An 18,216-nucleotide genomic window follows, 5' to 3' on the forward strand; every position below is an offset into this window, starting at 1 on the left:
CCAAGTTGCCGACGTCATGCTTGGGTTCTTTGTTCAACGAACTCATATAAGTCATCAAGACTCATAGGTTTTGCAAAATGGTAGCCTTGAAACATGTCACAACCTAATTGACGCAACACCGCCACTTCTTCGGCCGACTCGACACCTTCAGCGACCGTTTTCATGTTGAGTCGCTTCGCTAGGCTGATCACACCAGCTAACATTGAGTACGACTTATCACTGCTCAACATGTCCGAAACAAAACTTTTGTCGATCTTTACTTCACAAATCGGTAAGTGCTTAAGCAAGCTCAACGACGAATAGCCGGTACCAAAGTCATCCAAAGAGATACGAATAGCATGTTTTTTGAGGTCATCTAGCAGCATAACTAAGTTGTCGACATCTTCAGCAAACACACTCTCAGTCACTTCCAAAATCAGGTTGTGCGGGTCGAACTGGTGGCGACTGAGTTCAGATTTCACCGTTTCGACAAAGTCATAATCCTGTAGCTGTTTGACTGACACATTGATTGCGACGTCCAACTTCATTCCAGTGTGTGTTTTAAATTGAGCCATATCGGCTAACGTCTGAGTCAAAATAAAATCGCCTAAAACGGGCATGTAACCACAGTTTTCTGCAACGTGTATGAATTTGTCAGGAGGTACAAAGCCCAAGTCGGCATTGTGCCAGCGTACCAGCGCTTCTACTCCCTTTAGCTCACCTTGGGTATTGATTTGTGGCTGGTAGGCCATAGAGAGCTCACCTCGCTGAATCGCCTGTTTGAGTTCAAGTTCTATCCGGTGCTGTTCGAGGTACTGCTCTAAGAAGCGGGCTTGATAAAACGTCAGTTTACTCCGTGTCTGCTTGGCATAGTGCATCGCTAAGCCCACATTTCGTTTCACAGACTCGATATCCCTATTGCACTCCTCACTGGTCGCAACACTGATGGTGCATTCAAGTGAAATCTCAGCGCCTCGATAAGAAAACGGCTCATTGAACGCTTCACTTGCATCTTGGCAGAGCTCTGTTAGCGCTTGTGGCTCTGTCAAATGTGTCACTATAGTGAACTCGTCGCCACCAGAGCGAAACAGTCGACAGCGCTTGCCCACACACTGGTGCAAACGTTCGGCAATGCGTTTCAACACCACATCACCAGCGTGATTACCAAAGTTATCGTTGACCAACTTAAAGCTATCAACATTAAGAAGCACTAAACTGAAACTTCTGCTGCGATCCAATTGACTGAGGTGGTGCTCGAAACAGAATCGGTTTTCTATCCCCGTCAGATAATCGTGATTAGCTTGATAACTCAGTTCTTGCTGCTTACGCCTTTCGTTGTTGGCGATGCTGCGAAACAGAAAGAACATCACGCTTATCGCAACAATGTATAAACCAATAATTACCGGCAGCTTAGCCAAGAAACTCTCCGTCACTCGACTCTTTTTGATTTCACTGACCACCCAAAGCTTATCGTTATCAACGTAGGTCGCCGCCCCGATTGTTTTACGCTCGACGTTTTCTAGCTGGTTAACAACGACCTGACTGTTCGATTTAATCTGCTCATAATCCAGGCCAGATTTTCGTTCAAGCCGCGCAACACTCAGGTCAACTTCAGACTGACGCAATTGATGGCGATAACTGTTCGCTTGGTAGATCTTATCTTTGGGGGCAATCTGATAGTATCTGTCTTCTTCACGATAAAGATAAATATCAAAATCACTGCCGACACCTTGATCTCGGTATGCGTAGAAGTAATCAAAGCCTTTCTTCAATGAAACCAGAATCGATAAGACAAACTTAGCGTTGCCGTCTTGGCCATACATCTGTTTACGAAACGGGATAATGAGCTCACCGAGCGTACTCTTATAGTAAGTCCGTCCGATGACCGTTTTGTTCGTTTTGAGTGTTTGTTGAAAGCTTTCTCGAGTCTGAGGGCGATATAGAGGGTTATTGAGGCGGGCTTTGTTGCCCGAGGTGGAACTGATTATCGGCCGACCATCAAGATGATAAAGTTCTACCGCTAATATCGACTCGTTTAGGCTAACTGTTGAGTCGAGCAGTTGCTGGGTATGAGCGATGTCAGCTTCGACGTCGAAACGCAGCAAATCGGTTCCGACCAAATCAAGAATGGTACGATATTGCGTTAAGGAAGCGTCAAAGGCGTTCGCGGTCAACTTAGTGAGGTTGACTTGTGAGCTCGTGACGTCTTTGTAGGTCGTTTGATAAGAGAGATAGCCAGCGGCCGCTGACACTAGTGTCCACACAAGAGTGATAAAGTAAAACGCTAACCAAATATTTTTCTTAATGAAAGCCATTTAAGCTTGTATCCCTACCTGTCACTGATGAATAGTCAACGATGCAGTGACTCAGCATGTGCATCCTCTGCTCAACTGAGATTAATTTGTCGTCACTGACCAAAGTATCGACCATTTTTTACGCTTTGTGCCATAGCATATATCTTCTTGCGCAAAGATGAGTCTACTCGATCAAAAAGTACAAAAAAAGCAGCGACTAAATCGCTGCTTTTTGAAGTATGTTCACGTTCAACACTTATCGCTGATTGTTTCTCGAATTTTGCTGGCCTGCACTCTTTTTCGGCTTACGGCGCGAAGGGTTGTTGCTGCGGCCACCACCGCTGCTCACTCGTTCTTCATGACGCTTCACCGCACGGCGGATCTTTTGGCTACGTGAACGCTCACGCTTGCGTGATGAGTTCGCTTTGTTCTCGTCTAGCAACGTCTGTTTTTCGGGACGCAACTCAACTAATTCTCGCAGATAGTTGACTTCTTTCAGGGTCAGTTCCATCCAGCCGCCTCGTGGCAGTTTCTTATCTAGATAGATGTCACCGTAGCGAACACGTTTCAATCGGCTTACCGTGGTATCTTGCGATTCCCACAGACGACGAACTTCACGGTTACGGCCTTCATTGATGGCCACATAGAAGGTATGGTTCATACCATCGCCACCCGCATAAACAACGTCTTCAAAACGGGCCATGCCGTCTTCGAGTTCAACACCGCGAACTAAGTTTTTGACCTTTTGTTCCGTCACTTCGCCAAATACGCGTACCAGATACTCACGCTCCACCTGACGACTTGGATGCATGAGTCGGTTCGCCAGCTCACCGTCGGTCGTAAACAGCAATAAGCCAGATGTGTTAGCATCCAGACGACCAACTGAAATCCAGCGAGAGCCTCGAATCTTAGGCAGACGGTCGAATACAGTTCGACGTCCTTCTGGGTCATGACGAGTACACAGTTCACCTTCCGGTTTGTAGTACGCCAGTACTCGACAGATCACCTCTTCCTGCGCTTTGGCAGAAACCACATGACCATCGATACGTACCACTGCATTTTCGTCTTCTAGTCGTTCACCAAGTTTAGCCACGATACCGTTAACACTCACGCGACCAGCTTTAATCAAAGCCTCTAGTTCGCGTCGAGAGCCATGGCCAGCTCGAGCCAATACTTTTTGAAGTTTTTCGTTCATTTATCTACCTATGTGTCGTCTTCTCAGACGTCGAATAAACAAGTGCGACCCAAAATCGCGGCCGCACATTATCGCAAAAAGTGTGGAGAAAATCACGAACTTTCGCCTATTCGAATGGGGCGGGATCCCCTTGACCTACGCGAGCGATAACAGGCTCACCGTCACTGAAATCCACCACGGTGGTGGGTTGCTCTCCAAGAAAGCCACCATTGAGAATGCAGTCCACTGCATGCTCGAGTTTGTCACGAATATCTTCTGGGTCAGATTCAGTAACTTGATTGCCTGGCAAAATCAGTGAGGTCGACATCAATGGTTCGCCCAGTGCCTCAAGAAGGTCAAGGGCAATGCGATTGTCAGGGACACGAATACCGATGGTTTTGCGCTTACTGTTCATTAAACGGCGTGGCACCTCTTTGGTCCCTTTAAAAATAAAGGTATAAGGCCCAGGTGTATTGTTTTTTAGTAAACGAAACGCCACGTTGTCGACGCGCGCATAGAGAGAAAGCTCCGAGAGATCACGACATAACAGAGTAAAGTTGTGTTTATCGTCAAGTCGACGAATCTGACAGATGCGGTCTAACGCTTGTTTGTTTTCAAGCTGACAACCAAGGGCGTAGCCTGAGTCGGTAGGATAAACGACAACCCCACCGTTACGAATGATTGCTACTGCCTGATTGATCAAGCGAGCCTGTGGGTTTTCTGGGTGAACGTAAAAAAACTGGCTCATTGTCATTCCTCATTATCGAGTCTCACGACTCTATAGTTAATTGGTATTGATGGAATCCGATCTAAAAGGCTCAATACCCCAATCTTTCCATACAGGTTCGACACCGGCGGGTAGCCATAAATTTCTTCCTAGCTCCATCCAAGGTGACGGATAATGAAAGTCACTGCCCTGAGAGGCTAATAGTTTGTATTGTATAGCATAATCTGCCAAGTTGCGCCTTTCTTGTTGCCCTTGCTGAGGCTGCGCAACTTCCATCGCGTCCCCTCCAGCGTCTGCAAATGCACTCAACAAGCGCTTAATCCATTTTGCCGTTAGGTCATAACGCCCGGGATGGGCCAACACCGCCTGTCCACCTGCCGCATGAATCGCGCTAATGGCATCGCCAATCGAACACCATGTAGGGGGGACGTAGCCCGGGTTATTGCGGGTAAGGTACTTTTTGAATACTTGCTGCATGGTTTTGGCATACCCATTATCGACCAACCATTTGGCAAAATGTGCCCGAGTAATAGGGGCGTCACCAGCCATTTGCTTTACCTCATCCAGCACCCCTTCACGAGTCGCTTTTTGTAGCCGATGGGCGATGAGCTCAGCGCGCGAGACGCGATGCTGTTTCTGCTGCTCAATCAATTGATTTAGCGCAGGCGCGTTGGGGTCGACATTCAATCCCACAATATGGATATCTTTATTCTGCCATACGGTCGAAATTTCAATGCCATTGACCAAGATGATCGGCAGTTGATTGTCGCGAATATATTGATGCGCCCGGGGTAACCCATCGACAGTATCATGGTCGGTGATCGCCAACACCTCTAGCTTAAAGCTCAGCGCTCTATCAATCAGTGCTTCTGGGGAGAGTCGGCCATCAGAAGCTGTAGTGTGGCTGTGTAAATCAATTCGCATAATTACTATTTTTTAGTTGACTTTTTACCCCTGCACTAGTTAACTAGTACACAAATACGAAGTACTTGAATGTAAGGCTCACTATGTTACAAGACATTAACCAAATGCATAAAGCAAAAGTTGTTGGACATGACTTAAATCATGCAACAACCGATCTTGCTTGGTGGCGCACTTGGACTAGTTCTTGGTGGGCAAACGTGTACTTTTAATTACTAAATCATGTTTAAAAGCCCGCTGCTCAAGCGGGCTTTTTTGTTTTGCAAGCTTCCTCACACCCCGTTGACGAAACATTGATCAATTTTGACCAAAACCCGCTTGGGAGAATCAACGCTTTATGCGAGTATGGGTTAATCAGGAAGAACAACGATATTTACAAGGAGGTCTTGTGAACAAGGCCATTGAAATCAAAACTCTAGGTAAAGTTGAGTTGCTAAGAACCGACGCGCCTTACGCGCAAGATCCGACCCAGCTGTTTCATACATTGTGTGAAAATAAAACCGATAGCTTGCTCCTAGAATCAGCCGAAATCGATTCAAAACAAGACTTAAAAAGTTTACTGATTGTTGACTCGGCGGTGCGTATTGTTTGTCAGCAACACACGGTGACTATGACAGCACTCACCGATAACGGGCGCAACTTGCTACGCCACATCAACCTTAACATTGATTCTTCAGTTCAGCGTACTTTTGACGGCTCGGCGCTCGCACTTTGCTTTAGCGCGCCTTGCGATAGTCTAGATGAAGACTCACGACTACGCGAAGCATCTTCCTTCGATGCGCTGCGCCTGATCCAGCACAGTTTTGATCTTCAAGGCCTGCACAAGCACGCCGTTTTCATCGGCGGCCTTTTCGCTTACGACTTGGTCGCAAATTTTGAGCCGCTAGGCGACGCTGAGGTGAGCAATCAATGTCCAGACTACGTCTTTTACGTGGCAGAGACACTATTAGTTGTTGATCATCAAACTCAAACCTGTGAACTGCAAGCCACCGCGTTTACAGACACTTCACAACTGACACGTTTACAAGCGCGTGTTGATGACATTCGTCGCCAGTGTGCACAGCTTAAAACGGTACCCAACGCAGTCTCCTCGGCCGATATGAGCGTGACACCCAGTGTGTCTGACCAAGACTTCTGTCAAATCGTACGTGACTTAAAGCACTATGTGGTTAACGGCGATGTGTTCCAAGTCGTCCCATCGCGACGCTTCACCTTAGCTTGCCCTTCCCCGCTAGCGGCCTACAGAGAGCTCAAACGCAGTAACCCGAGCCCTTATATGTTCTACATGCAAGATGAGCTATTCACCTTATTTGGCGCATCGCCAGAAAGTGCCCTGAAATACGAAACACACACCAACCAAGTCGAAATTTATCCGATCGCTGGCACTCGTCGCCGAGGTAAAAGTGCCAACGGTGACATCGATTTCGACTTAGACAGCCGTATCGAACTCGAGCTGCGCAGTGATAAAAAAGAGAACGCCGAACACATGATGCTGGTTGATTTAGCGCGCAACGACGTCGCCCGTATCTCTGAGCCAGGCACTCGTCATGTCGCTGACTTACTTAAAGTAGACCGCTACAGCCATGTGATGCACTTGGTCTCGCGCGTGGTTGGTCAACTGCGTTGTGACTTAGATGCGCTGCATGCCTATCAAGCGTGTATGAATATGGGTACGTTAACTGGCGCGCCAAAAATTCGCGCTATGCAGCTCATTCGTGATGTCGAAGGGGCGCGCCGAGGCAGCTATGGCGGCGCGGTCGGTTACTTGACCGGAGAAGGTACACTCGATACCTGTATCGTCATTCGCTCTGCGTATGTAGAAAACGGCATTGCCCAAGTCCAAGCTGGCGCGGGTGTAGTATTTGATTCAGACCCTCAAGCAGAAGCCGATGAAACCCGCGGAAAAGCGCAAGCCGTCATCTCTGCGATTCAAGCCGCGCACAAGGAGTAATGCAGAGATGGCCAACATTATCTTTATCGACAATTTTGATTCATTTACTTACAACCTCGTTGACCAGTTTCGCTCTTTAGGTCATCAGGTTACGATTTATCGCAACAGCATTGCTGCTGAGAAAATTGAAGCGGTGGTCAAGCGGCTAGACAACCCTGTTGTGCTATTGTCACCAGGCCCAGGTGCACCTTCCCAAGCGGGCTCTATGCCCGAAATTATCGCTCGCCTGCGCGGTAAAGTACCAATGATTGGTATTTGCCTCGGCCACCAAGCCATTGTTGAAGCCTATGGCGGTACTGTCGCCGGCGCTGGCGACATCATTCATGGCAAAGTATCGATGATGGCTCATCAATGTCATCCCACTTACGCCAACTTACCTTCTCCGCTAGCGATTGCTCGTTATCACTCACTGGTCGCAACCAAAGTGCCAGAGTCGTTGACGGTCACTGCCGAAGTCGATGGTTTGGTCATGTCTGTCGTGCAAGAGCAAGATCGGGTCTGTGGTTTTCAGTTTCATCCAGAGTCGATCATGACTACCTATGGTGCCACCCTACTCGCCAACGCTATCGAATGGGCGCTTGAGACCCAACCACAATAAGGATTCGTGTCATGGAACAGATTATTAATAAACTATACAACCAAGCGTCATTGACTCAAGACGAAAGTCAGCAACTTTTTGACACCATTATTCGCGGTGAACTAGACCCAATTTTGATGGCGTCGGCACTCACGGCCCTAAAAATCAAAGGCGAAACGCCACAAGAAATCGCCGGCGCGGCCAAAGCACTGCTTGCCAATGCCAAGCCGTTTCCTCGCCCAGACTACGATTTCGCTGACATTGTGGGTACAGGCGGAGACGGTCACGACACAATCAATATTTCTACCACCGCTGCGTTTGTCGCTGCGGCGTGTGGACTCAAAGTAGCGAAACACGGCAACCGTAGTGTATCCAGTAAATCAGGCAGCTCAGACCTTCTTGACTCGTTTGGCATTAACCTAGCAATGAGCGCCGAAGACACCCGCTCAGCCGTCGACAAACTCGGCGTCGCTTTCCTGTTTGCCCCGCAGTACCACCTCGGCGTCAAACACGCGATGCCTGTACGCCAAACCATGAAAACACGTACCATCTTCAATATTTTGGGCCCACTGATTAACCCAGCCAAACCCAACATCGAGTTGATGGGCGTTTACAGCAAAGAATTGGTTCGCCCTATTGCCGAAACCATGTTACAGATGGGAATGAAGCGCGCTGCGGTCGTTCACGGAAGTGGCTTAGACGAAGTCGCCATTCACGGCGAAACGACGGTCGCTGAAATCAAGCAAGGTAACATCCACGAGTACACCCTTACCCCTGACGATTTCGGAGTAGCGACACACCCACTGGAAGCGATTAAAGGCGGCTCTCCTGAAGAGAACAAAGCCATCATCACCAATATTCTGACGGGTAAAGGCACCGATGCACAGCTGGGCGCCGTAGCGGTCAACGTTGCGCTGCTAATGCGCCTATTTGGCCATGAAGACCTCAAAGCTAACACTCAGCAAGCCATAGAGGCGATGAATTCGGGCAAAGCGTATCAGCTCGTCCAACAATTAGCCGCCCATGCTTAGCGCTCACATAGATAAGGTAGTCAACATGACTCAGTTAAAAGAAAAACTGTCCGAACACGTTTCTTTGCAGGAAGCGCAGATGGCCGAAGTCCTTGCCAAGATCGTGCGCGACAAATATCAATGGGTCGCCGAGCGCAAGCAGAGCCAACCTCTAGAGACATTCCAATCATCGCTGGTAGCAGCTGAGCGTAACTTTTATCAAGCGCTGCGCCAGACGAACACCGTTTTTATTACCGAGTGTAAAAAAGCTTCCCCGTCTAAGGGACTGATTCGTGATGATTTTGATCTCGACTATATCGCCTCGGTCTACAATCAACACGCTGATGCGATTTCGGTTCTCACCGACGAGAAGTACTTTCAAGGCAGTTTCGATTTTATTGCTCAAGTTAAGCAGCAAACTCGCCAACCCATCTTGTGCAAAGACTTCATGGTGGATACTTATCAGGTCTACCTGGCGCGCCACTACCATGCCGACGCCATCTTATTGATGCTTTCTGTGCTCGATGATGAGCAGTATCAAGCGCTTGCCCAAGTAGCTCACTCACTAGAGATGGGCGTGTTAACAGAAGTTAGCAATGAGCAAGAGCTTGAGCGTGCGGTAAGTTTGGGTGCCAAGGTGATTGGGATCAACAACCGAAACTTACGCGATCTTTCAACCGACCTCAATCGCACCAAAGCATTGGCGCCATTGCTGCGCGAGCGTGCACCTGACGCAGTCATCATCTCCGAATCGGGTATCTACACCCACCAGCAAGTACGCGATCTTGCGCAGTTCGCTGATGGCTTCCTCATTGGCAGCTCGTTAATGGCAGAACACAATCTTGAGCTAGCAGTACGCAGAGTCACCTTAGGTGACAATAAAGTCTGCGGGCTTACCCACCCTGACGATGCCGCCAAAGCCTACCAATCGGGGGCGGTATTTGGCGGGTTGATTTTTGTCACCCAGTCACCGCGTTACGTAGAACGAGAAGCCGCAAGACTCACCATGAGCGGCGCACCACTTAAGTATGTGGGTGTATTTCAAAATCAGCCACTTAAGGTCATTGTTGACACCGTAAACGAGCTTGGCTTAGCTGCGGTGCAACTACACGGTTCAGAAGATCAAGCCTACGTTGACCAACTTCGCTCTGCGCTTCCAGCATCGATTGAGATTTGGAAAGCTTATGGCGTTAGTGACCATGCGCCAGAACTGCTCGCTCAACACGTCAACCGCCATCTATTGGATACCAAAGTGGGTACCCAAGTCGGCGGAACGGGGTTGGTGTTTGACTGGTCACTGATTGGCGATCCATCCAAAGTGATGCTCGCCGGAGGCATTACGCCGTTCAATGCGCAAAAAGCGGCACAACAAGGTTGCCTTGGACTCGATCTCAACTCAGGCGTAGAAAGTGCGCCTGGCAGAAAAGATGCCGACAAGCTCAACCAAGCGTTTCACGCTATTCGCGACTACTAAACTATTTCGTCGGTGTGGTGTAACTGCGCTGACTCAAATTAAAGGGAATCAAATCATGGCAAAACTCGACGCCTATTTTGGCGAATACGGCGGACAATATGTTCCGCAAATCCTCGTCCCTGCGCTTGAACAGTTAGAGCAAGCGTTTATAGACGCGCAACAAGACTCAGAATTTCGCAGCGAATTCATGTCATTGCTGCAAGAGTATGCGGGTCGTCCTACAGCACTAACGCTCACTCGCAACCTGACTAAGGGCACCAAAACTAAGTTGTACCTTAAACGCGAAGACTTGCTTCATGGCGGCGCGCACAAAACCAACCAGGTACTGGGCCAAGCGCTCCTCGCCAAACGTATGGGTAAAGAGGAAATCATCGCTGAAACAGGTGCAGGCCAGCACGGCGTCGCCACCGCACTCGCCTGTGCACTGCTCGGCTTAAAATGCCGAGTTTACATGGGCGCGAAAGATGTAGAACGTCAGAGCCCGAACGTATTTCGGATGAAGCTAATGGGCGCAGAAGTTATCCCAGTTCATTCGGGTTCGGCCACGCTAAAGGATGCGTGTAACGAAGCACTTCGCGACTGGTCAGCAAGTTATGAAGAAGCTCACTACCTGCTCGGAACAGCAGCCGGCCCTCACCCTTTCCCAACCATAGTGCGTGAGTTTCAACGTATGATTGGGGAAGAGACCAAGAACCAAATCCTAGCCCGAGAAGGTCGTCTACCTGACGCTGTGATTGCCTGCGTCGGTGGCGGCTCTAACGCGATTGGGATGTTTGCTGACTTTATTGAAGAAGAGAGCGTACGTTTGATTGGCGTTGAGCCCGCAGGTAAAGGTATCGATACCGACCAACATGGTGCGCCGCTCAAGCACGGAAAAACTGGGATTTTCTTTGGCATGAAAGCACCGCTTATGCAAGATGCTTATGGTCAAGTTGAAGAATCTTACTCGGTTTCCGCTGGCCTTGATTTCCCATCGGTTGGTCCTCAGCATGCCCACTTAAATGCAATTGGTCGTGCTGAATACGACAATGTCACCGATGATGAAGCGCTTGAAGCATTCCAAGAACTCGCACGCAGCGAAGGCATTATCCCTGCGCTCGAATCCTCTCATGCGCTGGCACACGCACTGCGTATGGCTCGTGAGAACCCTGAGAAAGAACAATTATTGGTGGTCAACCTCTCAGGCCGTGGTGACAAAGACATCTTCACCGTACATGCCATCTTAGAAGAAAAAGGAGTGATCTAATGAGTCGTTATGAGAAGATGTTTGCGCGTCTCAATGAGACCAACCAAGGTGCATTTGTTCCCTTTGTGACGGTCTGTGACCCCAACCCTGATTTGTCATATCAAATTATGGAAACCTTAGTTGAGTCCGGTGCCGATGCGCTTGAACTCGGCATTCCATTTTCTGATCCTCTCGCCGACGGCCCCACCATTCAAGGGGCGAACATTCGCGCATTAGACGCTGGCGCCACGCCCGATATCTGTTTTCAACACATCGCTAAGATTCGCGACAAGTATCCGCAGTTACCGATTGGGTTGCTGATGTATGCCAACTTGGTGTACGCACGCGGTATTGAGTCTTTCTACCAGCGCTGTTCAGAAGCTGGGATCGACTCTGTCCTCATTGCAGATGTACCGACCAATGAAAGTGGTGATTTTGTCGCGGCTGCCGAGAAATTTGGTATTGAACCGATTTTTATCGCTCCGCCTACCGCCAGTGACGATACATTGAAGCAAGTTGCGCAGCTTGGTCAGGGCTACACTTACCTGCTGTCACGCGCTGGCGTAACAGGCGCTGAAACAAAAGCCAACATGCCAGTGAGTGACATGCTGGATAAACTGATTCAGTTCGACGCACCCCCTGCGCTGCTCGGTTTTGGTATTTCTCAACCCGAACAGGTCAAACAAGCACTCGAGTCAGGTGCCGCGGGAGCAATTTCTGGCTCTGCTGTCGTAAAAATCATCGAAGAGAACCTAGACGACCCTGCGAAAATGTTAAACCAACTCGCAAATTTTGTTTCATCCATGAAGGCTGCAACACAAAAGTAACCGGTTCGCTATCGATCCCTCTATGAGATCAGCTTCTTATTTACCCTATTAAGCTGATCTCTTTTTTAACATCTAACCCGTCTTTTGCTCCTAAACGCTACCAGGAAAACTGTAAATTAGACGCGCCTAAATCATCACTCAGCTCAATAGCAACCGTTTGCTACTGAGTAAAAAATTAGCACTCGTCAATAAAAGCGCGATTAATAACCCCATTCCTACTTGCTTGATATTGCCAATTGTAAAAATTACGTGTACAAAGCTAGGCAGAATTATCATCCATTACAGATCGCATTGATGGTTTGTAATTCTAGGAATTTAAAATTAATTAGCACAGAGGTTATGGAAGTGTTAAAAGAAAAGAGTTTACTAAGCAACATTGGCGTTCAAGTCGTCATTGCTATGATCGTCGGTACTGCCGTGGGTGCCATGATGGGTAGCGACGCGACCCTATTCGCTCCTTTAGGCGCCATTTTTATCAGCCTGATCAAAATGCTGGTTATTCCACTCGTTGCCGTGGCACTAATATCTGGTGCAGCCGGTCTAGGAAATAGCCAGTCAGCAGGTAAAGTTGGCCTAACCACACTCGGTTACTTCGGTTTGACCTCGGCGCTTGCCGTGGCACTTGCGCTCATTATGGGCGAAGTTTTCCAACCGGGCATGGGCATTGACGTCTCTGGCGTGGAAGGCATGTTCTCGGCGGAATACGCTTCAAAAGGTGAACTACCTACTTTCTGGGCAACCATTACTGGTATGATCCCAACCAACGTTTTCCAATCACTGAATGAAGCCAATATTCTGCAAATTCTCGTGTTCTGTATGTTCTTTGGTATTGCGATTTCAAAGCAAGCGAAAGAACGCCGTGAACCGATTATCAACGGTGTAAACTGTATCGTTGACGCTATGGTTTGGATGATTAACAAAGTCATGATCATCGCACCTATCGGCGTATTTGGTTTGATGGCAGAAGCGGTCGGCACCTTCGGTTTTGGCGCGCTAATGGTGGTGTTTAAGCTGTTTGTCGTTTACGTTGCTGCGATCCTCATCTTCGGCTTCGTTGTTTACCCGCTTATGGTTCACGTTTTCACTAAGACCTCTGCGAAGAAGTTCCTAACCGCAATGAAAAAGCCACAAGCAGTCGCGCTATCGACGGCTTCTTCTATGGCAACACTGCCTGTGACTACGGATACGGTTGAACACGAACTCGGTGTTAGAAACTCAACGGCTTCATTCGTTCTGCCGCTTGGCGCGACAATCAACATGTCAGGTAACGCGATTTACTACGGTTTGGTCGCTATCTTCTTTGCACAGCTATTTAACATCGACCTAGGCATGGGCGCTTACATCGCTATCATCGTGACCTCAACGCTTGGGGCTGTTGGTCAAGCGGGTGTCCCTGGCCCTTCTTTCCTAGTGGTTGCAGTACTGCTGGCTGCTGGCATTCCAATCGAAGGTCTACCACTTCTGTTCGCTCTTGACCGTATCTTCGATATGATTCGTACCGCGCTAAACATCACAGGTGACGCAGCCTGTGCCGTGATTGTTGACGCTTTAATCGAAGAAGAAGCGCCACAAGCTGAACTAGAAAAGCAGCAAGCATAAACATAAGCTTGAAGTCAAAAAAGCCACTCGATTGAGTGGCTTTTTTGTATTTGGCTCTTCTGCGATTGGACGAGCCTAAGTGTCCTAAAGCATATTTGGACAATTCCGTTTCGGAGAAGTCACAAACTTAGAAAAATCCAAATAACCTAAACTATCGCAATACTTGTTTTCTACTTAGATGTTTTTTAGGCCCCGTCATAATTTTGTTAGACCACTGGACGTTTAGTCACCCAAAGCCACTACTCCCTATTTTCTTTGATTTATAAAACAGCAAGTGCAACAAAATTTGCAACCTCCTAGTTTCCCCCTGATTTGTAAGCAAATAGCCCAATCGATAAATACAACAAGCCATTAAGATTGACCTATCAACAACGCAGGTAGGGTTACCCTACGTTTTAAAAGGTCACATAGATATGGCAGTGATACACAGCAATCAACTCAGCAAGCATAACCGTTTACGGGCGAGCTGTTGGTACTTATTGTCAGTAACGCTGTACTTGAACAGCTTAAAAACACATTAAACCTAGCGTGGAAAACCATTGCTAACCCCCTTACAAAAATCCAGCAGCTTTACGAGCAAAGTGCCTCACCTGAGAGCATTGCAGGTTATGTAACACGGTAGCTTAGGTGGGTAAAAAGCGGCGTCACCATAGCGTTAGAGCAAGTGGTCACGCAGGTATTTAACAGCACACTAGGAAAACAGTTTGGCCTTCGGGAGGTTTATAGGGGCTGAGCGAGTGGGAGAGGTACCTGCTGGTTTGAGTGGGTGTCTCTTTTATTTTTCTAAATCAAGGAGAGTAGAATGAACCAAGATATGAACAACCTTACTTATAGAGAGGTGACTGAACATGATGGAAAGAAGATTGTTATGGATGCCTTGAATGAATGGGCCTCTGCGGCTCTGTCTGACCATACAGAGGCTTTAAACGAGAAGTTTCATCGTGAGCGCGAAGAAATCAATAAACATCAATATGCGCAGTGCACACCTAGTACATGGGGCAAGCGTGAGGAGCTTGCCTGCGTTTGTTTAGATATCATAGACGCATTTAAAAACGAAGAATGCGATGAAAAGTTATACGTGATTAAAAACGAAACAGGGACAAGTGTTGCTGTAATCACCCTTAGTGAAGCCAATGACTTTGTAGGGCGTGTTGATTTTGAAGATACAGAAGATAAAGAAGACAAAGAAAATAAAGAAAATCCCATAGTGACAATAACAGGTCTAGTTAAAAACCCTGAGTACAAGCCATCCATTCTAACGGGTATGACTAGCTTTTTTACAGACCGAAAAATAAATGGTGTTAAGATTGTGATGGTCGCTTCGGCTTCGGGCGCTGGTAAGGCTTATACTAAGTATGGTTTTACCGGTACCCGGCTGGATGCCCGCCACAATTGGTGCAATCTCAAGAACAAACCGATCGTATGTGGCTGTATGTTGATGTATAAGGCCTTATAACCACAAGTAAAATATTTTTAGGCTGTGAAAATGCACCGGTAAAAGGAAATATAAGTTAAAAAGGACAGGCACTTATAAAAACGCAACCTAGACTATCTTTATCAATGCATCTTTCAGTCGACATCCCCATCAAATCCAGTGAGTTATTAGGTAAATTCTCGGTGTTTAGGCGTGATTTTTAGCAGTTTTACGCTTTTTAAGGCGAGTGACATCAGCAAAACGTGCTTTGAGAGAGGTTGAGAGGGAAGTAGGGGCAGAGGTTTAGATATCTGGAAGCCGAAGGCCTGAGACTCGCTTTCTTTTGAGAGTCGGTAGAGCACGCTTTACCGATGCTTTTTTACCAATTGAATTCTCCTTTCCAGTTTCTCTAATCAACTTTTTTTCGTTTCACGTTCTCCTCTCAAACCGAAAAATCATTCTAGGTTCAAGGCAAACCGGCATTTCTTGCCGCTTAAAACCAATGCTCTGCAGTAAGTTTTGAGAAGCATAGTTGCTGTCGAACACATCGGCATAAAGCTGGGTTATGCCTTGCTGCTTGAGTTGGTGGATCAACTGCTTGATGGCTAATGAAGCAAAGCCTTTACGTTGGTAGGGAGGGGATATCCAGTAATAGATAAAGGCGTGAGGTTGTCGCTGGTCAGTGTGTAGGTAGTAACCCACACAACCGATGAGGCCAAACTCGTGATGAAATACCCCTCGCCGAGTATGTGGCTTGCCACTGTTTTCTAAAATGTAATTCTGAGCACTTTCAATGGAGTTTATCGGTGAGCAATTCAACGCTTGGCAGATGTCTTTACTCATGCGTTTTAGTATGATCGGTGCATGCTTAAGATGAATAGGCGCCAGCTGAATCGTATTTGCTTGTGGAATCACATCCGTTTTGGCGGTTTGCTTTTTAACGTTGTGATTGTTGAATTGTTTTAAAGGGCTAACCTGCATAAATAAGAGTTTGAAAGTGCTGCAAAGCGCCTAGCTACTCATGACGTTATTGTTGAAAGTTAATGTAGTACTAGTGAGTAACTTTCTCTCCGTAGATCCCATCAATAACCCAGTTCAAATAACGAAATTACTACAAGCCCAGTAACACAGAATGGGGCAAGAATGAGTCACAGCGGCTATCGAGTTTGTACCTATCACTCTTCACTATTTATCTGTTTAAACTGCAGCTCAACCAAACGCTGGTAGAGCTCGCAGCTCTGGAGGAGGCTATTGTGATCGCCGATATCGACCAACCTGCCCCTATCCAGTACGGCTATTTGGTCTGCATGCTGAATCGTCGATAGCCGATGAGCAATAATGATGGTCGTTCTTCCCTGCATCAACTCCACCAGCGCTTGCTGAACTTGGAGCTCACTTTCGCTGTCTAATGCGCTGGTCGCTTCATCGAGCAATAAAATGTCTGGGTCTTTCAATATTGCCCGGGCAATCGCAATACGTTGCCTTTGCCCGCCAGACAATCGAACGCCGCGCTCACCTAAGAAACTGTGGTAGCCTTGCGGCAAATTCTCGATAAACTCATGGGCATGGGCCTTTTTCGCCGCTTCGATAACCTCTTGGTCGCTCGCCTCAGGTCGTCCATAACGAATGTTGTAAAAAACGTCGTGGCTGAACAGGGCCGGTTGCTGCGGCACCAGCGCCATTTTATTGCGCAGTTGCCGCGGATCTAGGTGGCGAAGGTCTGTACCACCCAGGGTGATGGCACCTTGCTCGGGGTCGTAAAAGCGCTGTAGCAGTTCAAAAATGGTACTTTTCCCTGCTCCCGATGGCCCGACTAAGGCGAGTGTTTTACCCTCCTCTAGCGCGAGACTGAGTTGATCCAGCGCCGGTTGTTGCAGTCTTGACGGGTAACAAAACGACACTGCTGCAAACTCGAGTCGAGCCGAAAGTTCGCTGGCTTCAATCGCAGAGGGATTGGAGGTGACGATGTCGCTTTGGACTTTTAACAGTTCGATTAATCGTTCGGTCGCACCGGCAGCGCGCTGCAACTCTCCCATGACCTCTGACAGTGTTGCCAATGACGAGGCAACGATGATCGCGTAAAACACAAACGCACCTAAGTCACCACCCGATATCGTCCCAGAAATGACGTCACTGCCTCCGACCCACAACATGCCTGAAATCGCACTAAACACGATAACAATGACGCCTGAAATCAATATTGCACGTTGTTTTACTCGCTGCAGGCCAACTTGATACGCTTTTTCCACTTGCTGGGCGAACATTGACTGCTCTTGGTACTCACGACTGTAGCTTTGAACCGTCTTTACCTGCTCTATCGCTTCTCCAGCATACCTGCCTACGTCGGCCATTGAATCTTGACTTTGTCGTGATAAAAAACGAACTCGACGCCCATAATAGAGAATAGGCACCAAGATAAACGGCACGCTTGTGAGCACAATCAAAGTCAGTTTTACATTGGTGGCGAATAGCATAATGGTGGCGCCAACACACATTAGCGCGCTGCGCATCGCCATTGAAAAAGAAGACCCGATAATGCTTTGTAACAGTGTGGTATCCGTGGTGAGACGCGACATAATTTCGCCACTACCATTGGTCTCAAAGTAGCTTGGATGAAGGGTAATAACGTGATTGAACACGGCCTGGCGAATATCGGCACTGACTCGCTCACCAACTGAAGAGACCAAGTAGAAGCGAAAATAAGTGCCGATGGAGATCAACAAGGTGACCAACAAAATAAACTGAATAGCATTGCCAAGCTGTTGATGTGACTGACTGGCGAAACCTTGGTCTATCAGTAATCTCACCCCATGCCCAACTGACAACGTTAATGTCGCGGTCACAATCAACGCCGCCAACGCCGCGGCCACTCGCCAGCGATAGGGCCGCACGAAACGCATCAACTCGGCAAGGATCGTAAGGCTTTTCTGTTGACTGGGCTTCTCATCTGTCTGAGAGGATGGCTCCATTTGCTTTACTTTGGGCGTGGTCATAGTGCTTCCTTACCTGACGTTGATAACACCAACATACACACACCACCGCGA

The 18,216-nt window shown here is 47.9% G+C and carries 15 protein-coding genes and 1 other annotated feature; of the genes, 9 read left to right on the forward strand and 6 right to left on the reverse strand.

All coding sequences use genetic code 11. The features are described 5' to 3' along the window. Window positions 1-14: 14 nt before the first annotated feature. The 4 genes from FCU94_RS08050 to rnm form a co-directional block, all read right to left on the reverse strand. A complete protein-coding gene (locus tag FCU94_RS08050) occupies window positions 15-2,294 on the reverse strand; it encodes a bifunctional diguanylate cyclase/phosphodiesterase (protein WP_176288020.1) in 2,280 nt (759 codons plus the stop codon). 235 nt (window positions 2,295-2,529) lie between these two features. Next, window positions 2,530-3,468, reverse strand: coding sequence for a 23S rRNA pseudouridine(2605) synthase RluB (gene rluB, locus FCU94_RS08055; RefSeq protein WP_176288021.1), 939 nt, complete (start codon window positions 3,466-3,468; stop codon window positions 2,530-2,532). Between the two features lie 106 nt (window positions 3,469-3,574). Continuing rightward, window positions 3,575-4,195, reverse strand: a complete 621-nt coding sequence (locus FCU94_RS08060) for an L-threonylcarbamoyladenylate synthase (RefSeq protein WP_176288022.1) — start codon at window positions 4,193-4,195, stop codon at window positions 3,575-3,577. Between the two features lie 36 nt (window positions 4,196-4,231). After that, window positions 4,232-5,098 (reverse strand): RNase RNM, encoded by an 867-nt coding sequence (rnm, locus tag FCU94_RS08065; protein WP_176288023.1) that lies wholly within the window; start codon window positions 5,096-5,098, stop codon window positions 4,232-4,234. Window positions 5,099-5,181: 83 nt separating this feature from the next. Between rnm and FCU94_RS08070 the strand changes: the two genes are divergently transcribed. The 9 genes from FCU94_RS08070 (at window position 5,182) to FCU94_RS08110 (ending at window position 15,214) form a co-directional block, all read left to right on the forward strand. After that, on the forward strand, window positions 5,182-5,307 hold the full coding sequence (locus FCU94_RS08070; RefSeq protein ID WP_176288024.1) for a Trp operon leader peptide: 126 nt from the start codon (window positions 5,182-5,184) through the stop codon (window positions 5,305-5,307). After that, window positions 5,254-5,354, forward strand: a sequence feature (Trp leader region). (Overlaps the previous gene by 54 nt.) Window positions 5,355-5,483: 129 nt before the next feature. Next, window positions 5,484-7,046 carry an anthranilate synthase component 1 gene (locus FCU94_RS08075; RefSeq protein ID WP_176288025.1) on the forward strand — a complete coding sequence of 521 codons (1,563 nt, stop codon included), beginning with the start codon at window positions 5,484-5,486 and terminating at the stop codon, window positions 7,044-7,046. Between the two features lie 7 nt (window positions 7,047-7,053). Further along, complete coding sequence (locus FCU94_RS08080; protein WP_176288026.1) at window positions 7,054-7,644, forward strand: aminodeoxychorismate/anthranilate synthase component II; 591 nt, start codon at window positions 7,054-7,056, stop codon at window positions 7,642-7,644. An 11-nt stretch (window positions 7,645-7,655) separates the two neighbouring features. Next, window positions 7,656-8,654, forward strand: a complete 999-nt coding sequence (gene trpD, locus FCU94_RS08085; RefSeq protein WP_176288027.1) for an anthranilate phosphoribosyltransferase — start codon at window positions 7,656-7,658, stop codon at window positions 8,652-8,654. A gap of 25 nt (window positions 8,655-8,679) precedes the next feature. Continuing rightward, window positions 8,680-10,107, forward strand: coding sequence for a bifunctional indole-3-glycerol-phosphate synthase TrpC/phosphoribosylanthranilate isomerase TrpF (trpCF, locus tag FCU94_RS08090; protein WP_176288028.1), 1,428 nt, complete (start codon window positions 8,680-8,682; stop codon window positions 10,105-10,107). Between the two features lie 55 nt (window positions 10,108-10,162). Further along, window positions 10,163-11,353: a tryptophan synthase subunit beta gene (trpB, locus tag FCU94_RS08095; RefSeq protein WP_176288029.1), complete on the forward strand. Its 1,191-nt coding sequence runs from the start codon at window positions 10,163-10,165 to the stop codon at window positions 11,351-11,353. Further along, on the forward strand, window positions 11,353-12,159 hold the full coding sequence (trpA, locus tag FCU94_RS08100; RefSeq protein WP_176288030.1) for a tryptophan synthase subunit alpha: 807 nt from the start codon (window positions 11,353-11,355) through the stop codon (window positions 12,157-12,159). The genes trpB and trpA overlap by 1 nt, the downstream gene beginning before the upstream one ends. Window positions 12,160-12,498: 339 nt before the next feature. Further along, window positions 12,499-13,758 (forward strand): dicarboxylate/amino acid:cation symporter, encoded by a 1,260-nt coding sequence (locus tag FCU94_RS08105; RefSeq protein WP_176288031.1) that lies wholly within the window; start codon window positions 12,499-12,501, stop codon window positions 13,756-13,758. An 802-nt stretch (window positions 13,759-14,560) separates the two neighbouring features. Further along, the gene (locus FCU94_RS08110) at window positions 14,561-15,214 is read left to right on the forward strand and encodes a hypothetical protein (RefSeq protein WP_176288032.1); all 654 of its coding nucleotides are present in this window, start codon (window positions 14,561-14,563) and stop codon (window positions 15,212-15,214) included. A gap of 387 nt (window positions 15,215-15,601) precedes the next feature. On the opposite strand, the gene FCU94_RS08115 is transcribed toward FCU94_RS08110, so the two are convergent. Beyond that, window positions 15,602-16,153 (reverse strand): GNAT family N-acetyltransferase, encoded by a 552-nt coding sequence (locus FCU94_RS08115; protein WP_176288033.1) that lies wholly within the window; start codon window positions 16,151-16,153, stop codon window positions 15,602-15,604. 194 nt (window positions 16,154-16,347) lie between these two features. Continuing rightward, the gene (locus FCU94_RS08120; protein ID WP_176288359.1) at window positions 16,348-18,141 is read right to left on the reverse strand and encodes an ABC transporter transmembrane domain-containing protein; all 1,794 of its coding nucleotides are present in this window, start codon (window positions 18,139-18,141) and stop codon (window positions 16,348-16,350) included. Between the last annotated feature and the right edge of the window lie 75 nt (window positions 18,142-18,216).

Source organism: Vibrio sp. JPW-9-11-11 (assembly GCF_013369335.1).
Classification (GTDB): Bacteria; Pseudomonadota; Gammaproteobacteria; order Enterobacterales; family Vibrionaceae; genus Vibrio.